10 protein-coding genes are annotated in these 18189 nt (G+C 33.9%); 1 reads left to right on the top strand and 9 read right to left on the bottom strand.

Features of this window, described 5'->3' with window-relative positions:
* The 5 genes from FQU23_RS11385 to FQU23_RS11405 form a co-directional block, all read right to left on the bottom strand.
* Nucleotides 1-1641, bottom strand: a complete 1641-nt coding sequence (locus FQU23_RS11385) for a family 16 glycosylhydrolase (protein WP_147673934.1) — start codon at nucleotides 1639-1641, stop codon at nucleotides 1-3.
* A gap of 11 nt (nucleotides 1642-1652) precedes the next feature.
* Nucleotides 1653-3278: a hypothetical protein gene (locus FQU23_RS11390; RefSeq protein WP_147673935.1), complete on the bottom strand. Its 1626-nt coding sequence runs from the start codon at nucleotides 3276-3278 to the stop codon at nucleotides 1653-1655.
* An 11-nt stretch (nucleotides 3279-3289) separates the two neighbouring features.
* Nucleotides 3290-4768 (bottom strand): RagB/SusD family nutrient uptake outer membrane protein, encoded by a 1479-nt coding sequence (locus FQU23_RS11395; RefSeq protein WP_147673936.1) that lies wholly within the window; start codon nucleotides 4766-4768, stop codon nucleotides 3290-3292.
* Nucleotides 4769-4779: 11 nt separating this feature from the next.
* Nucleotides 4780-7824, bottom strand: coding sequence for a SusC/RagA family TonB-linked outer membrane protein (locus FQU23_RS11400; RefSeq protein WP_147673937.1), 3045 nt, complete (start codon nucleotides 7822-7824; stop codon nucleotides 4780-4782).
* A 238-nt stretch (nucleotides 7825-8062) separates the two neighbouring features.
* Nucleotides 8063-10864 (bottom strand): triple tyrosine motif-containing protein, encoded by a 2802-nt coding sequence (locus tag FQU23_RS11405; protein ID WP_147673938.1) that lies wholly within the window; start codon nucleotides 10862-10864, stop codon nucleotides 8063-8065.
* A 189-nt stretch (nucleotides 10865-11053) separates the two neighbouring features.
* Here FQU23_RS11405 and uvrA point away from each other — a divergent pair, with 189 nt between their 5' ends.
* Nucleotides 11054-13846 (top strand): excinuclease ABC subunit UvrA, encoded by a 2793-nt coding sequence (gene uvrA, locus FQU23_RS11410; protein ID WP_147673939.1) that lies wholly within the window; start codon nucleotides 11054-11056, stop codon nucleotides 13844-13846.
* Nucleotides 13847-13895: 49 nt separating this feature from the next.
* Here uvrA and FQU23_RS11415 read toward each other — a convergent pair whose 3' ends face one another.
* The 4 genes from FQU23_RS11415 to FQU23_RS11430 form a co-directional block, all read right to left on the bottom strand.
* Entirely contained in the window at nucleotides 13896-14696 is an 801-nt protein-coding gene (locus tag FQU23_RS11415) for a DUF3575 domain-containing protein (protein WP_147673940.1), read from the bottom strand.
* Nucleotides 14697-14745: 49 nt separating this feature from the next.
* Nucleotides 14746-15045, bottom strand: coding sequence for a hypothetical protein (locus FQU23_RS11420; RefSeq protein WP_132110592.1), 300 nt, complete (start codon nucleotides 15043-15045; stop codon nucleotides 14746-14748).
* Nucleotides 15046-15377: 332 nt separating this feature from the next.
* On the bottom strand, nucleotides 15378-16841 hold the full coding sequence (locus tag FQU23_RS11425) for a lipopolysaccharide biosynthesis protein (protein ID WP_147673941.1): 1464 nt from the start codon (nucleotides 16839-16841) through the stop codon (nucleotides 15378-15380).
* A 17-nt stretch (nucleotides 16842-16858) separates the two neighbouring features.
* A complete protein-coding gene (locus FQU23_RS11430) occupies nucleotides 16859-18151 on the bottom strand; it encodes a glycosyltransferase family 4 protein (RefSeq protein ID WP_147673942.1) in 1293 nt (430 codons plus the stop codon).
* Nucleotides 18152-18189: the final 38 nt, after the last annotated feature.

An 18189-nucleotide genomic window follows, 5' to 3' on the forward strand; every position in this document is an offset into this window, starting at 1 on the left:
TTATTGGTACACTCGCACATAGTCGATCTCCATCGAAGATTGAGTGAAAGCTGGATCTACTGCGCCTCCAAAAGTCCCTCCCATAGCTACGTTCAAAATCATAAAAAAGTCTTTGTTAAAGGGCAAAGTATTATCATTTGCCACAGTGTGAAATAATGCATCATCTATATACAATTTTACCGAAGCAGGGCTCCATATCGCTTTGTAAACATGAAATTCAGAAGAAGCATTTGCAATCGTTTTGGTACTTGTGTTTCCATTTCCTCCAGAACGCCCTGGATAATGCAAGGTTCCATGAATTACATTTGGTTCATTTCCTTTGTGTTCCATAATGTCTATCTCACCGCAACCTGGCCATGTATTGGTTTCATAATCTGAACCCAACATCCAGATTGCAGGCCATGTTCCGCCGCCTGAAGGCAATTTAGCTCTCACCTCAACTTTACCATAGGTGAACTTATATTTCCCTTCTGATTTTAATCGAGTCGAAGTATATCCTGAACCCTCTCTTTTAGCGGTAATTTTCAAGTTTCCACCAGCAACAATCACATTTTCGGCACTACTTGTATAGGTCTGTACTTCGCTGTTTCCCCAACCACCTGCACCTAAATCATAAGTCCATTTGGTAACATCTGGTGCGCCGTCAGTATTAAATTCGTCAGACCAAACTAATTTCGTGTAATCCGTTACTGTTTGTGTTGGTTTTGTTGTGGTAAAAGTGTGATACCAAACTAAAGCTGGATCCCCACCCATAACTGCTCTTACCACCATACGATTAGCTGTTAAAGACAGTATTTCATAACTACTTTGACCTATATAATACCCCATAAATCCGCCATCAGCGATAGTCATTAATGTTCCTCTTGTTTGAGTCGCAGCATCTGGATTTTTAGTTACAAATGATTCCGAAGGGCTTAATGAAACTGATTTTATTCCAGAAGAAGTATAATTCAAACAAGAATCATCATTTCCTGAACCACCGCCAACACTTAAGAAAGCAGCATTAAAAAATGTTTTTCCTCCGTTGTCTAAATTGTATTTCAACTGATCACCAACAACAGAAAAAGTTAGTACATTATCGTATAGACAACTGCTACTTGCTGCTCCTGCTTTTTCAAAAGCGGCCGCTTGGTAATAAAACCCATAATAATTTTGAGTCGCATCTGAATTGTTAGGACCCACACCTAAATGTCCTACTTCTGAAGCGGAGAAATACCATTTTTTTGATGTTCCATCAGTTAATAATGCAACTGCTTCATCATCACTAAAAGTACTTAAAACCTTTACATCAACAGTAGTATTAGAAGTCACTCCTCCTTTTCCAGACGCAATAACAGTAACGGTGTATGTATTTACACCCACTTTAGTGAAACGCTTTTCAAAAACACCGCTTGGTGCATTTTCAGAAGTACCATCAGTAAAAACAAATTTATAGGATATGGCATCCTCAGCTTTTACTGTAAATTTTACTTTTCCTGTTCCATCACCATCAGGTGTAGCACTTGTCTTTCCAATTACCTCATATTGAACCTCTATATTTGAAGGTGCCGTCAATGAGCCAAACGAATAATCATCTTTGGAACAATTCACCATCAAAAGCAATGTGATAATGGTTATTGAATTTATTAATATCTTTTTCATCTTGTAAATTTTTAGTTGGATTGTTTAATGTCGTCAAAATAATAGCTTGTGCCGGAACCAGCTACTCCAAAATCTGGAAACAAAATCACTCTATCATAAGCATTAGCTGAATTAAATGCCGATGAAGTAGTCAAATCGAAAGTGAGTACTTGCCAAGAATTAGCGACAGTAGCAGTGGCTTCCACCTCCACAAAAACAGTTGGATTTCCATTTCCATCTTTTGGAGATGTAGAAACTTCCATTTTCAATAATATTTTCGCACCCCCTTTTGGTGACCAAACATTAATTTTCACTTTAGTCCCTTTGGTAAAATCAACCTTCGAATCTAAATCTAAACTAGCTCCCGCCCAAACTTGAGCACCGGCAGGTTTTTCTATTTTAACCACTTTATTAGAAACATTGTTCCCTGTTTTGTCTGGATTAGCTACTACTGAAACTGGAATAGGCCCAAAATCAGAAGCTCCAAAACCAGCCCATGGGTAGGTTAATGTAGTCGATTCAAAATCAATTGGTATTTGAAGCAATGCTGCAGGTGCTTTATAGAAATAAATATTATCAATAAACACACTTCCAGTTGCCCAAGGTGTCCCAACAAATTTTAATTGAAAGATATCAGCCACAGTTAATCCTTGACTTGTAAAGGCCGAAATTGGAATATCAATACTATTCCATTGGTTAGCAACTAAGTCTTTTACGACAGGTTTTTCACCATTAGTTTTACTAATTAAAGAGGTTTCTAATTTTTGTAAATCCGAAGTCCAAACGTCCATGTGAATGAATTCCATTCCAGACACGTCAATTGTTTTACCGTCAGCCAGAGCAATCCCTTGGTAACTCAACTTAATATAATTCAGCATTTTATCACCATTCAAATCAAACTCAGCCCAAGAACTTCCTTGACCGCCTTGTCCCCAATCTGGAAAATAATTAGTTCCAGCAACGTCAGTGTATTTTGCACTATAAATAGAAATCACATCCCCAGCTTGTCTATTAGGAGGAATTGGTGCAGAGGTAAAAGGCTTGTTCACTACAGTTACCGTGAATACTTGCGTAAATTCGGTAGTTTTAACAGCAGCACTTTTAGAAACCACTCTAATAGTATAAACTCCAGCATTTTGATAGGTATAAGAAAGTGATTCTCCATTATTAGCACTTATTGGGTCTGGATTTCCGGTTTCACCAAAATAAACATCATAAAACAAAGCAAAATCTGCTGTTGCTTTTACGTTAACTTTTTTAGAAACAGCCAAATCATTTTCGATAGTAACAACTAAATTCTCAGGTGCTCTAAATGAAACCACCACTTTTTGAGTAACCTCTGTTTTTTTACCGTTAAGAGTCGTTCCTATAATTTTTGCGTCATAAACACCTTCTTTATAGGTATGTTCTACGGTATCTCCTGGACCTACATACGCAGGAGCAATTGTTCCGTCTCCAAATAGAATTTCATATCGAGTAACGCCTTCCCCCTTTGGTAAAAAAGTCACCTTTCCCGTATTATCCTGAGTCACCGTAGTCAATGCCGAAATATTAGATGGCGCTGCAAGAGAATCTAAGTCAATAAGATCATTCTCTGTAGAGCAGCTAAAAACTAGGGCTGCCACAATAAGACTTGTTATATATTTTATATTTTTCATCGTTTTGCTATTTAATAGTTAGGATTTTGCTTCCAGTTTCCGTTAGAAAATTGAATTTCTTCGATAGGTACAGGAAAAACTTCATTTTTACCAGCTGTAAATCCCGGTATTTCTTGAGCTGCTTTACCAGTTCGAACTAAATCAAAGAAACGGTGACCTTCACCTACTAACTCTAACCTTCTTTCGGCTAAAATAAAATCTGTCAATGCAGGACCAGATGCAGTAATATCGTGATTCAAATCTCCAAATGCTCTTCTTCTTACTTGATTCAAATAATCTCTAGCCTTAGCCTCATCAATATTCCCTTTGCTATTCGCTTCGGCTGCCATTAATAATACATCAGCATAACGAATGGCTCTGTAATTATTCGGATTAGTTAAATTCAAATCCCCTGCCGCAGAGGCACTTCTTTTTCTTGGGATGTATTTTCTATTAAAAAAGCCTGTATGCTCATAGCCTTCACCATAAGTTGCTCCAGTTTTCAATGCCCAGTCTTTGATGTCTAATATAGCAACATCCTTACGATTGTCTCCGACTTCAAAAGCATTTGCAATTTTGGCGGTAGGCACATTGAAACTAAAACCTGAGGTGAAAACCGTTCCTGTGTAATTTCTAGGTCCGTTAAACCCAACTGCTACATTTCCTTCACTACATTGTAAGCATCCAAATCCGGCACCTTCTACATCCGTATACTGAACTTCAAAAATAGATTCAGCTCCGTTTTCTCCTTCAGCTTCAAATATTGAATTATAGTCTGCAACTAATGAATATTTTTGTAATGCAATAACTTGATCAAAAGTCGTTGCCGCCTTAGCAAAATTATTTTGAAACAAATATGCTTTTCCTAATAAAGACAGTGCAGCTCCTTTAGTAGCTCGTCCATTTTGCGATGCAGTAGCATTCAAATTTTCAGAAGCATAAATTAAATCCGCTTCAATTGATGCATAAACATCGGCCACAGAAGAGCGTGCAATTGTTTTTTCATCACCAATTTTAAAACGAGTATCTCCTTTTAAAGGAATCTCACCAAACCATTTCACTAGTTCAAAGTGATAATAAGCTCTTAAAAAACGAGTTTCAGCAAGGATTTGTTTTTTGCCTTCGAATTCTATTTTATTTTGAAACTCAAGAATGTAATTTGTTCTACTTACGCCTGCAAACATCCAATTCCAAATATCTCTTATATTACTATTTATTGGTGTGTGAATCATATCGTCGATTTGTTGAAAACCGATAACATCTGTTTGGCTTTCTCCTCCCGCTAATGTATTGTCAGAAGCTATTTCTCCTAAAATCACGTTTACATAGGATGATTGAAGTGGATCATAAGCGGCAACTAGAGCATTTTCATAATCTGTTTTTGAATTGAAATAATTTTCAGAATCAATAGAGTAAGCTGGGTCGCGATTGACAAAGTCATCGTTACAGGAAACAGTAAGCAACAAAAAGAGCGCTGCCGCTGTGATTGATATATATGTGTATTTTTTCATCTTAATTGGAATTAAAAATTAATATTTAGACCTAACAAAAAGGTTCTAGGAACGGGATAAAAACCATAATCGATTCCGCCACCAATAGGATTACCATTTGAAGCTCCTGGATCAAAACCTTTGTATTTAGTGAAGGTGTATAAATTATTTACTCCTGCATAAAGACGTAGTTTCGTGATTTTAGCAACTTCAGAAATTGTAGGGTTTAAAGTATATCCTAATTGAATATTTTGGATTCTTAAGTACGAAGCGTCTTCAACAAAGTAGTCAGAGAATACATTGTTTGCAGTTGCACCCGTAGTCACTCTAGGAGCTGAAGTCGAAGTCCCTTCGCCAGTCCATCTATCTAAAACATAATTCAAACGATTAGCATCAGATAATGTTCTCTCGTAGTTTCTCACCATATCATTTCCTACCGAAGCGAAAGTATAAACGGCAAAGTCAAGATTTTTATAATTCATTTGTAAATTGAAACCCATTGTCGCTGTAGGTATTGGATTTCCTAAATTCGTTCTATCGTTAGAATCAATAACACCATCATTATTAACATCTTCAAAACGAATATCTCCAGGCGCTGCATTAGCTCCTAATGCTACTTGTGAAGGATGTGCAGCAACTTCTGCTTGATTTTGAAAAACACCATCCGTTTTGTATCCATAGAAATAACCAATTGGTAATCCTACTTGCATTCTAGATGGAGACGGCTGACCTACTCCAAAAGCACCACCTTCAATAAATCCAGTACCGTTATTCACTTCTAAAACTTCATTTTCTAAGAAAGTAACATTGTAGCCAAGGCTCATATTGAAGTTTTCTGAGAATTTATTTTTATAATCTATCGAGAATTCAACACCTGAATTACGAACTGTACCAGCGTTAACTGTAGGTGCCGAAGCTCCGGGAGCATAATTTCCTGTAATTCCTGATACTGGAATATTAGGGATTAATAAGTCCTTACGAGTATCTATAAAGTAATCTGTTACGATAGAAACTTTATCATTAAATAATTTAAGATCTAAACCAACATCAAATTTTCTAGCTTCTTCCCATTTCAAATTAGGATTTGCAATTTGACCCGCTGCCGTACCATTTACTAAAGAACCATCAAAAACATAGGTTGCTTCCCCAGATAATAAACTTACATATCCGTTGTTTGGAATTTGGTCATTTCCTAGTGTACCATAACTAGCTCTTAATTTCATGAAGTTGATTTTTTTATCTTCGCCAAAGAAACCTTCATCAGAAATTACCCAACCAGCAGTAAAAGAAGGAAAATACCCTACTTTATTTCCAGGTCCAAATTTGGTCGAAGCGTCACGTCTTAACATTGCTGATACAAGGTATTTCCCTTTAAAGTCATATTGCATTCTTCCAAAATAAGAAAGACGCCTTTCATCATAGGCATACGCACTATTCGTTTTTGCATCTAATATTCCAGTGGTTAATGAAATATCAGCATAGTCCCATGAATTATTAGGAACGTCATATCCTGTAGCAAATAAACCATTTCCCCATTCTTTAAAAATCGTGTTACCAAGTGTGGTTACAAAATTGTGGTCAGCAATTTTCTTAGTATAAGTTGCAAAAGCATCAAAGGAATAATTGTTATCATTTACAGCACCTTGTGTTACAGAACTACGAACGACATCAAATACTTTCCCGCCATAACTAATTTGCTTAGCAAAATCTCTCGACTTACTATTAGAAGTATTAAATCCCATTGAACTAGCTAATAATAAGCCATCTATCAATTTATATTCTAAGCCAAAGTTTCCATTTAGCTTTTTGAAACTATAGTCATTATTCGTATTGGCTATTTGTGCTAATGGATTGATAATTTCATTTCCTAGTCCTGTAGTGTTAGGCACTAATGTTAACTCATTATTAGTGTCATAAGGACTCAATGTAGAAGGAATATTCAAAGCGTTAAATAAAACAGAACCTAATCCGTTTTCATTTAAAGTTTTGCGATTAAAATAAGTATAAATCACATTGGTTTTCAACTTCAATTTATCAGAAACATCCGCATTTAAAGCTACTCTGGCAGTATTTCTTAAAAACCCAGATTTTTTTTGGCCTACTATTCCTTCTTGGTCTAAATGAGAACCACTCACAGCGTAAGTTACCTTATCAGATCCTCCAGAAATAGATAGGTCATGATTGATGATTGGCACAGAAGTACTCATCACTTCTTTTTGCCAATTCGTTCCTTTTCCTAATCCGCTTACATTAGTATATGGCAATGCCCTACCACCGTTTGCATAGCTTTCGTTTAGTAACAAAGCATATTCAGTAGCATTTAATAGGTTTAAATTTTTAGAAGCTTCTTGAAAACCAGTATAAGTATTATAAGAAATTCGAGATTTAGAATTCTTTTTACCTGATTTTGTGGTTACCAAGATAACCCCGTTAGCACCAATAGTTCCATAAATAGCGGCCTGAGCATCTTTCAATACTGTGATTGACTCAATATCATTAGGATTTAACAGTCCTAATTCCCCTACATAACCATCAATGATAGTCGTTGGACGGTTTTCTCCATTTGTAGCGATACCACGAATTCTAATATCTAAGGCAGCACCTGGCGAACCTGATTGTGTAGTAACATTCACACCAGAAACGGTACCTTGCAAAGCTTGTTCGATTTTAACAGGCTTCAAAATTTCTAGTGTTTTACTATCTACTACAGATACAGCACCTGTAATTTCTCTTCTTTTTTGGCTACCATAACCAATAACGACAACTTCATCTAAAGCTTTAGCGTCATCTTGCATCGAGATATTCAAACTATTAATAGAAGTAGTTACTTTATATTCAAATGTTTTATATCCTATAAATGTAAATACAACAACAGAACCTGATGAAATTCCCTTTAGAGAAAACTTACCATCAAAATCAGTTGAAACTCCTTTATTGGTGTTTTTTATTTGAACATTAACTCCAGGTATTGATAACCCAGAACTTTTTTCGGTGACAGTCCCTCCAATATCAAAACTTTGGGCGAAGCCAAAAGAGGAGAGAAATAGAAAAATGATTAATAGATAATTCGACTTCATAATTTATGTTTTTTGTGAATTATAAAAATACACTCAAAACATAAGTTTCTGTTAAAAAGCACCTCTATATAAAACATACATCGTAAAAAAAACAACAATTTTTTATATGATCTCAAAAAAAACCGCGGATTTACTAAGGAATACCGAATGAAATTTTATACTGAAAAACAGTAAAACCAACAACTACAACGTGAATGTTGTGGCAATGTATAGGTGATTTACTTTAAAAACAGTAAAACTATACAGCCAAAATATACTCTACAAGACCTTGCTCATGAGTCAATTCCATTTTCTTCCTTAATCGGTATCTTTTAATTTCGACACTACGTACAGAAATATTCAATAATGGAGCTACTTCTTTAGAAGAAAGGTTTAATCTAAGATAGGCACAAAGTCTAAGGTCGTTTGGTGTTAAGGAAGGATGAGCTAATTTTATTTTTTTCAAGAAATCTTTGTCGGCACTATCAAACGCTTCTTTAAAAACATTCCAAGTATCGTCTTTGGAGATGTTTTTATTAATAGTAGATATAACAGATTTCACACTTCTATTTCCATCTTCATTTGTTTTTTTCAGATCTTCTTTAATGAAAGCCAGTAATTCATTCTTACTATTTAGACTCATGGTGGAGACCGCCAGTTCTCTACTTTTAGAATCCACATCCTGAGAAAGCTGTTCGTTTCTAATTCGCATCATTTGTTGTTCATTCTCTAATTCTTTAATCTCTAGCAAAAGATTATTCTCTTCAATCAACTTCTCTTTCTGCTTTTGATAATAATTTTTGTACGCTTTATGAATATAATATGCCATTACAAGAATTAAAATGAGATAAATAAAGATAGCAACGTTAGTTCCATACCAAGGTTTAAAAATAGTAAATGAATATGTTGCAGTATTATCCAAAGTTGAATTTGCAAATTTCGCTTTCACTTTAAATGTATAATCGCCAGGCGGTAAGTTTTTAAAATTTATTGTAGATTTTGCACTCCACGCACTCCATTCTTCGTGAACACCTTCGAGAAAATATTGATACTCGACATTTATATATTTATTATACTCAGGGACAGTATAACTGAAACTAATGTTATTATCATCGTATTTAAATTCCCCATTTTCTTTAACAGACTGACTAACATTCGCTCCATTTTGTTTATTTGTAGCAATGTTAGTGATGGATACATTGTAGTTTTTAAAACTTAACTCATTGATATTCATAACATAATAACCATCAGTCGTACCTATAAGATAGTCAGAGTTTGACAACTGTGATATATTTTCATAACCTAACATAGAGTTGGTCAACGACGAAGGAATAGAAATTACATTTTGCTTCAGCTGGTTATTTATTTTACTCAGTGAAAAATAATGAATGTAATTTTTCGAGAATAACCAGATCTTATTGGAATTATCCACAATTAATTTTCCAGAAGTATATTCGTCTTTTTCGAAAATAGCGCTTAATACCTTATCTTTTTCAAATTGCTTTGTTTTATTATTTAGCTTAAATACACCTTCTTTGTAGGCGTAATAAATTGCATTATTAAACTTGATCAAACCTGCATTTTTTCCTTTTCTAGGAGTTTTATATGAGGTGAAAGTTTTTATTTTCGATAATTGATTATCTAGTTGCAGTCTAAAAACGCCTTTATACTCATGACTTACATATAACTCATTTGTGTTTACAATTTCAAAATACTTGGAAGAATAATCAAATCCTGAAATTTTGTTTCTAAAAATCCATTGGTTATTTACTTTTTCCAATACCGAAATACCATAGTAATTTCCTTGAAGCAACAGCTCTTTTTTATTTGGAACCGTTTCGAATTTCCATGTCCCGGAAAAAGGGAATATGTTTTTTGCAATACCTTCTCCTACTACAAAGGTTCCTGAATCATGACCGCAAAATAAGGTTCCATCGTATTCAAACAAAGACCATACTTGTCCTTTAGTCCCTGAAATAAATTTAAAAGTATCATTACTTTGATACTTTTTATAAAACAACCCTTGATTAGTTCCTATATATAAATTACCCTTATATACTTTAGAATTATATACCGTTCCTAAAACACCTGTATTGTCAACAAAACTATGAATCGCTGACTGAAGATTAATACAATTTATACCATTATCTAAACCAACCCAAAGGTTGCCATCTGCATCTTCAAACAAAGACAAGGCTGTATTATTACTCAATCCCCTACTTTGCGAGATATGATATACCAATTTTCCAGCGCGGTCTGTAATGAAAATTCCATTAGACACGGTTCCTATAGCAATATTACCATCAGAAAGTACTTGACTGCTATACACACTACTGGCTGACAGTTGGGCATCAGCTTCTGTTGAAAACTTAGATAATTCCTTTCCTATCAGTTTATAAAATCCATTTAATTGCGTTTGGATTAAAAGACCATCATCAGATACAGAAATATTTATTATCCTATTTTTTTTCAAAATAGGGTGCTCAGAAACTAATCGACCTTTTCCACTTTCAATTTCATAAAGCCCTCCATCAGTTGTTTGAAAATAAATAGAATTACTAGCTCTAAAAGATTTATTTACGCCTGTAGGAGGGGATATGATCTTAAAATTAGCCGCCTTGGAATCATAAATATAAATTCTATTTAATGATTGAAAAATAACCCATTGATCAAAATTTAATATGTTCCAAAATTGTTCGTCGTCGAGGAGCTTAGTTTTAATGGTCTGACTTAAGGAAGTATAACTGAGCTTCCCATTAGATTTTCTTGCCCAAAAACCAAATTCCATATAACTACCCGTGTAGATTTTATCATCAATTACTTTTACAGAACGTATAATAGTTTCATTTGGCGACGGGTATAATTCCCAATTAGAACCATTATATTCGAGTAGTCCTTCATTGTTAGCAAAAAATAAGAAATGATTTTTATCCTGAGAAATCATCCAATTTTGATTTCCTGCACCATAAATATTGGGTGAATATTTGACAATTGGTGGTAACTCCTGAGAGAAAGCCAAAGAAGAAATTAAAATGAAAAGGATGTATAATTTTGTTTTCAATGGAAAAGGATTTTAGTATATTTCAAAAATAAAACTAAAAAAGCACTTATTGTCTGAAAGGAAATATTAAAATTAAGTCATGAAAACCAAATTTAATTTAAAATACATCAATAAGCTAAAATTTGTGATTTGTTCAGTTCCGTTTCTCTATCCAAAATTGATTACTTTTGCATAAATACATTTCTTTTTATGCAAGTTGACCTTTCCAAAATAGATCCCAAGAAAAACATAATTATTAAAGGTGCACAAGTTCACAATCTAAAGAATGTGGATGTTGTAATTCCGCGCAACAAATTAGTTGTAATTACTGGTCTTTCCGGTTCTGGAAAATCCAGTTTAGCGTTTGATACTTTGTATGCCGAAGGACAACGTCGTTATGTAGAAAGTTTGTCTTCTTATGCGAGACAATTCCTTGGAAGACTGGACAAACCTAAGGTAGAATATATTAAAGGAATTGCACCTGCGATTGCTATTGAACAAAAAGTAAACACTACAAACGCTCGATCTACAGTGGGAACTTCTACTGAGATCTACGATTATATGAAATTGCTTTTTGCCCGAATAGGCAGAACATTTTCACCAATATCCGGACAAGAAGTTAAAAAAAACACAGTTACCGATGTCGTAACTGACGTCAAAAATTTTGAATTAGACAGCAAATGGCTACTTCTCGCACCAATTCATCTCGAAGAAGGCAGGAAGCTTGAGGACAAGTTAAAAGCGTTGCTACAGCAAGGGTTTGCGCGTATTTTAGTTGACAATCAAATGATTCGTTTGGACGAAATCGACCAGCACTCGCTTGACAATAAAGACATTCTTTTAATCATTGACCGAATTGTAGTAAAAGACGAAGAGGAATTCTTTAATCGCCTTGCAGACGCGGTGCAAACTGCTTTCTATGAAGGAAAAGGAATCTGCCACTTACAAGAATTAAATTCGGACAAAAGATTTTCTTATTCGAATAATTTCGAACTAGACGGTATTACTTTCTTAGAGCCAAATGTTCACTTATTCAGTTTCAACAATCCTTATGGAGCTTGTCCTGTATGCGAAGGATATGGTAATATAATAGGTATTGATGCTGAACTTGTGACTCCTAATACTTCATTATCGGTTTACGAGAATGCCATTTTCCCTTGGCGAGGCGAAAGTATGAGCTGGTTTCGTGATGAACTAGTAAACAACGCATACAAGTTTGATTTCCCAATTCACAAACCGTTTTATCAATTGACAGACGAGCAAAAAGAGTTGATATGGAAAGGAAACAAATATTTCCAAGGTCTCAACGACTTTTTTAAAGAATTAGAAGAAAAAAATTATAAAATACAAAATCGCGTGATGCTTTCTCGTTATCGCGGTAAAACTAAATGTCATTCCTGTAAAGGAAAGCGTTTGCGCATTGAAGCTTCTTATGTAAAAATTAATTCAAAAACGGTTTCTGACTTAGTTGATTTACCAATCAAGCATTTAGTTTCTTTTTTCCAAAGCATCGAATTAGATGTATACGAAAAACAAATAGCCAAGCGTCTACTATTAGAAATCAACAACCGATTGTCTTTTTTAACCGAAGTGGGTTTAGATTACCTCACCTTAAATCGAAATTCAGCTACTCTTTCTGGTGGAGAATCACAGCGTATCAACTTAGCCACATCACTAGGGAGTAGTTTGGTGGGCTCGATGTATATTTTAGATGAGCCAAGTATTGGGTTACACCCAAAAGATACGGAACGATTGATAAAAGTATTGCTTTCGTTAAGAGATTTAGGCAATACCGTAATAGTCGTGGAACACGATGAAGATATTATGAAAGCTGCCGATATGATTATCGACATCGGTCCAGAAGCGGGTTCCTTCGGTGGAGAATTAGTTGCTCAAGGAACATTCGAAGAAATTTTAAAAACAACTTCACTTACTGCGAAGTATCTTAATGGTGATTTAGAAATTTCGGTGCCAAAAAAACGAAGAAAATTCAAAAATTTCATCGATATAAAAGGAGCTAGAGAAAACAACCTTCAAAATATTGATGTTACTTTCCCCTTGGATGTACTTACTGTCGTTACAGGAGTTTCAGGAAGTGGAAAAAGTACGCTGATCAAGAAAATATTGTTTCCTGCAATGCAAAAAAAATTAGACAATGCGGGTGAAAAAGCAGGTCAGTTTACTGAGATGACAGGCTCTTTTTCTAATATAAAACATATTGAATATGTAGATCAAAATCCTATTGGGAGAAGCTCTCGTTCTAATCCAGTGACTTATATTAAAGCTTATGATGACATTAGAGAATTGTATGCCAAAGAAAAATTATCTAAAATAAGAGGTTATTTACCAAAGCACTTTTCTTTTAACGTCGATGCTGGCCGATGTGAAACCTGCAAAGGTGAAGGTTCTATTAATGTAGAAATGGTCTTTATGGCCGATGTGCAATTGCCATGTGAAACTTGTAATGGAAAGCGATTTAAGAAGGAAGTGCTCGAAGTCGCTTTTGCTGGCAAAAACATCAATGATATCCTGACAATGACTATTGATGATTCTGTGGCCTTTTTCGAAAAAAATCAGCAGCATAAAATTACACAGAAACTAAAACCATTGCAAGACGTTGGATTGGGGTATGTTCAGTTAGGACAATCCTCTTCTACCTTGTCCGGTGGTGAAGCCCAAAGGATAAAACTAGCTTCTTTCTTAGTAAAAGGAGCAACAAAAGAAAAAGCATTATTTGTGTTCGATGAGCCTACAACTGGATTGCATTTCCATGACATAAAGAAACTATTAGCTTCTTTTGAAGCACTAATAGAAAAAGGACACTCAATATTAGTTATTGAACACAATCTCGATCTTATAAAATGTTCCGATTGGGTTATTGATTTAGGTCCTGAAGGCGGGGAAAATGGAGGACAATTACTAGCTGTAGGAACTCCCGAAGAAATTGTAAAAAACAAAAAATCAATTACTGGAGCATACTTAAAAACAGCTTTAAAATTATAAAAAAAGCAGAAAATTCCGAATCGAATTTTCTGCTTTTTTTTTATATTCTTTAGAATCTATACCCTAAACTTAGTCCACTTCGAATTCCTCCCCAAGGTCCACTAATATTTATTGTGGCTCCATTTGCATTAGCCTTGGCATTCACATCCGATAAAGGAAGTTCAATTTTATCAAGCTCTTTTTGAAGTTCGTCCTGCTCAAATTGTGTTAAGGTTCGGTCAGATACTCCTAGAAAATCCCCTTTAGAAGTACCATAATGAGGACCTGCAATCCACCAATCTAAAATAAGGTGCTTTCCTAAATTAAACTGTGCACCAAATTGTAATCCAAAAGTATTTGCAGAAAGTTTTCCACCCATATCAATATCATCTTTTCCACTTAGTTGATTGGTGTAAGTAAAATTAACTCCCGTAATATCATATTGTAAGTGTCTGTAAAAAGGCGCAATATAAAATCCTTTTCCATAGCCTTCTCCTAAATAAAATCGAACTTCAGGTGTAATAGCATTGTACCCTAATTCAGCATTAGTAAACATATCTTGAGAGTCAGGGTCATCAGATACCAAATCATTTATTTGCGATTTAAAAGGCACACTCCCTTTTGAAATAAAACTATACCCTATTACAACACCGATACGCTTGGTAAGGCTTCTTTCATATTGAAATTGAAAATTCTTAAAAGCAAGACTCGTTAAACTGATTTTAATATTATTTTTTTTTGGTAAAAACTGTTCATTATCTATTGCTATAGAACTATTTTCTGTTATTGTATTTGTTGCTGTATCAGTTTGCGATGAAGCCACAAAAACATTAAACATAATTGCGGTTGCATAAAGTATTTTTTTTTTCATTATTGCTAGTTAAAAATTTATTTATTATTTGAAATAAACTGCAATTTAGTTAATTACTGTAACATTTGTCAACAAATGGATTTCCATCTTCATCGATGGCAACTACTATTTTTCTATCTTTTGAGGAAATACATGTTTTATAAATCCATGGTATAGACCACAAACCAAGAGTTACACATGAAAATAAAAAATTAATATTATGATTTACCTTTATGCCTTTTTTACATAAAACTGCAAAAGGCATTTTATTATTTATTTCTTCAATCGTGAAGCCTTTACTAACTTTTTCATTTAAAATCTTTTTAAGTTTAAATAGATTCTCTTCTGGAGTAATGTTTATCGAATTCATAATTTAATGTTTTCATATAATCAATTACACTTTAAGCAATGTACTTGATGGGGGTTGTAAAATTACATTGTTCCGTTTAGAGTTACAATACCCACTTTTAGTGATATTTTAAAAAATATTAATCAGGAAAAACACTAAACGGTTCCTACAAATATATTGTTATAACGTATAAATATTATTACACATAAAACATTAAGGTTTATAAAATTTACTGATTTATCTTCTTAAAACAATTTAGTATAGAAGATAAAAAAACACCAAAAAAAATTGCCTAAAAAAAACACACGCTATCAAATAATAGAGATAAAATAGATTAAAAATTAAGCCAAAGGCTAAATTCCCACTCTTTTTATTAGTGTGTTGATTACATCATTTATTTCAGTTGAAATAACAAACTTATAATTGATTACTATATAAGTACCAGTAACCAATATAGACTTCAATATAATAGCAACAATTGGAATAAAAGGGAAATCCCAAAAATAAAATAATAGAAATAAAACAAGGGTAAGCCCCATAGAATAAATAGTCTGTTTTGTAAACGGATACAAATGCAGCCTTTTAACAACAAAAAGTAGTTTAGCTAAACTATATAAGGTGATGGATAATAAAGTAGCAAAAGCAGAGCCTATAATGCCATAAATAGGAATGAAAATCATGTTTAAACCAACTGTTAAAAAAACCAAGATTACTCCAAGAAATAAAACGGCTCGGTAATATTTAGTATTAAAAATTATCGCATTATTGTTTCCTAAAATTAAATCAAAATACTTCGATATCCCAATCATAAAAACCACAAAAATCCCGCCTCCATACTCTTTGGGTACCATTTCATAAAGTTGGTTTATATTGACAAAAATACACAACATCACAAATCCACCCACCACTTGAAGGTTAATAGAAGTCTTCTTATATAAAACATTTAGTTCATCATGTTTATTCTCATGCATTAATTTTGCAGTAATCGGATATACGATTTGGTGCATTGCCCTAGAAGGAACTGAAATAACCAATGCAATATAAGTCGCCACTGAATAATAAGCTATGTTTTCGATTTTGATATATTGGTTCAGCATTAATTTATCAATATCTAAAAGCAATGTAGCCACACTTCCCGATAAAATAATAAAAAAAGTATACACCATAATTTCCTTTACATTATGAGGTACTGAAAACTGAAATTCTGGTTTTTTAAGGTAAAATGCATAAAACATAGTCACTATGCAGGCCACAAAATAAATACCAGCAGTAACATAAACAAATTGTATCACTGTAATCCAATTAAAATAAACTGCAATCAATGCGAGTAGGGAAAAAAAACGAAGACCTACTTCTTTAATAAAATTACCAAAAACCGAGTGCATATGTACTCTAGCCCAAGCATAAAATATTTCGAAATAAGCCATGCATAAACCCGTAAAAGGAATTAACCATAAATAATCCTTCACAATTGGGTTTTCCCTAGAAAGGAAATCAGAAATATCAGTGTAAAAGAGCATTCCTAATAAGATCAAAGGAACACTTAAGAGTAACGGAAACAGAACCGTAAATGATAAAAATTTAGCTTGCTCTTGTTCTGTTTTACATTGTGAGTAAAATTTAACCAAAGTATTTTGCATACCAAAAGCTAACAAAGGCATAATAATACTAGATGCCGACAGCACATAATTAGTTAATGCATAGTAGGTTGCTCCAAGAAAAAAGGGATATAAATAAATTGTATTTACAGCCCCAATGCCAAAACCGATATAAGTTATTATTGTGTTTTTTAACGATTGATTTAAAACTATTCCCATGAAAGCTTAGTAGTTTATTAGAATTTAGAATTAATCAATTGCGCTAACTCCTTGGTTAAACTTTTTCTGGAATACTGCTGCAATCCTACTCCATTCGATTGTAATTTCCCTTCTAAAAATTGATTGTAAAAGTCCAAAATTACACTTTTTAGCTTGGTTTTCTCCGAATAGTTAAAAAATACTCCCGTATTAGTCGTCGTTATTATTTCTGCAAAATCAGAATTTCTGGGGCCAATTGCAATAATAGGTCTATTAGAAACTATATATTCGAATAATTTCCCTGGAATTATACTTTTTGTGTCGTCAGAATCGATTTCGATCAATAACAAAACTTGCGATTTGCGTTGATGCGCGATCGCTTCACCGTGTGAAACATATCCTAGATTATTTAAATAAGAATTCAATCCAAATTCCGAAATAGTTTCCAGTACTTCCTGACTTACAGCTCCTATCAGTTTTATCTCTAAATGTGATTTGAAATCTGGAACTTCATTCACTAATTCAACTATACTATCCCATAAAATCATAGGATTTCTTTCTGAAAGAAAAGAACCAATATGCGCCAAGCTGAATTTTGCATCGAGTGGCTGTATTTCTACTTTCTCGACATCATAACCATTTGTTATCACCGCAATAGGCTTTTTAGTAATGGCTTCAAACTCCTTTTTCGTAGTCTTGCTCGTCACTATAATAGTATCTGCAGAGGTCAAAACTTTGCGCTCTAACATCTTATGCTTGTCGGTGGCGTAATTTGATAATCTCAAGGATTTATGGTATCCAATGGTTGTCCAAGGATCTCTAAAGTCAGCAAACCATTTCAAATCTAACTTTCGTTTTAATTGAAGTCCGATGAGATGTAAGCTATGCGGTGGTCCCGATGTAACAATAGTGTCAATATTGTTCTCAACAATGTATTTTTCTAAATAAGCTACCGAAGGCTTTACCCATAAAAAACGCGCATCGGGAATAAATAAATTACCCCTAATTAAAAGAAAAAGTTTGTCCATAAAGGATTGTTTTTTCTTATTTGGAATAATACCTGAACTAATTTTTTTAGTTTTAGCTGTAGAAAATAAAGAAGCTAATTGATAAGGCTCAAAGATTTTATGCTTCAATACAATTGCCTTATCTGACACTTCTTTCACCAATTTTTCATCAACAATTGGATAAGTAGGATTCTCAGGAACATAAACTATAGGCTGAATTCCAAATTCCGGAAGATACTTCACGAACTTCAGCCAACGCTGAACTCCTGGTCCTCCTGCCGGTGGCCAATAATAGGTTATAATTAAGATTTTCTTTGATTCCAAAGTTTAAGGGTTAAGGTTTAAGGGTTCGAAACCCAAAA

Source organism: Flavobacterium sp. XN-5 (assembly GCF_008033395.2).
GTDB lineage: Bacteria > Bacteroidota > Bacteroidia > Flavobacteriales > Flavobacteriaceae > Flavobacterium > Flavobacterium hiemivividum.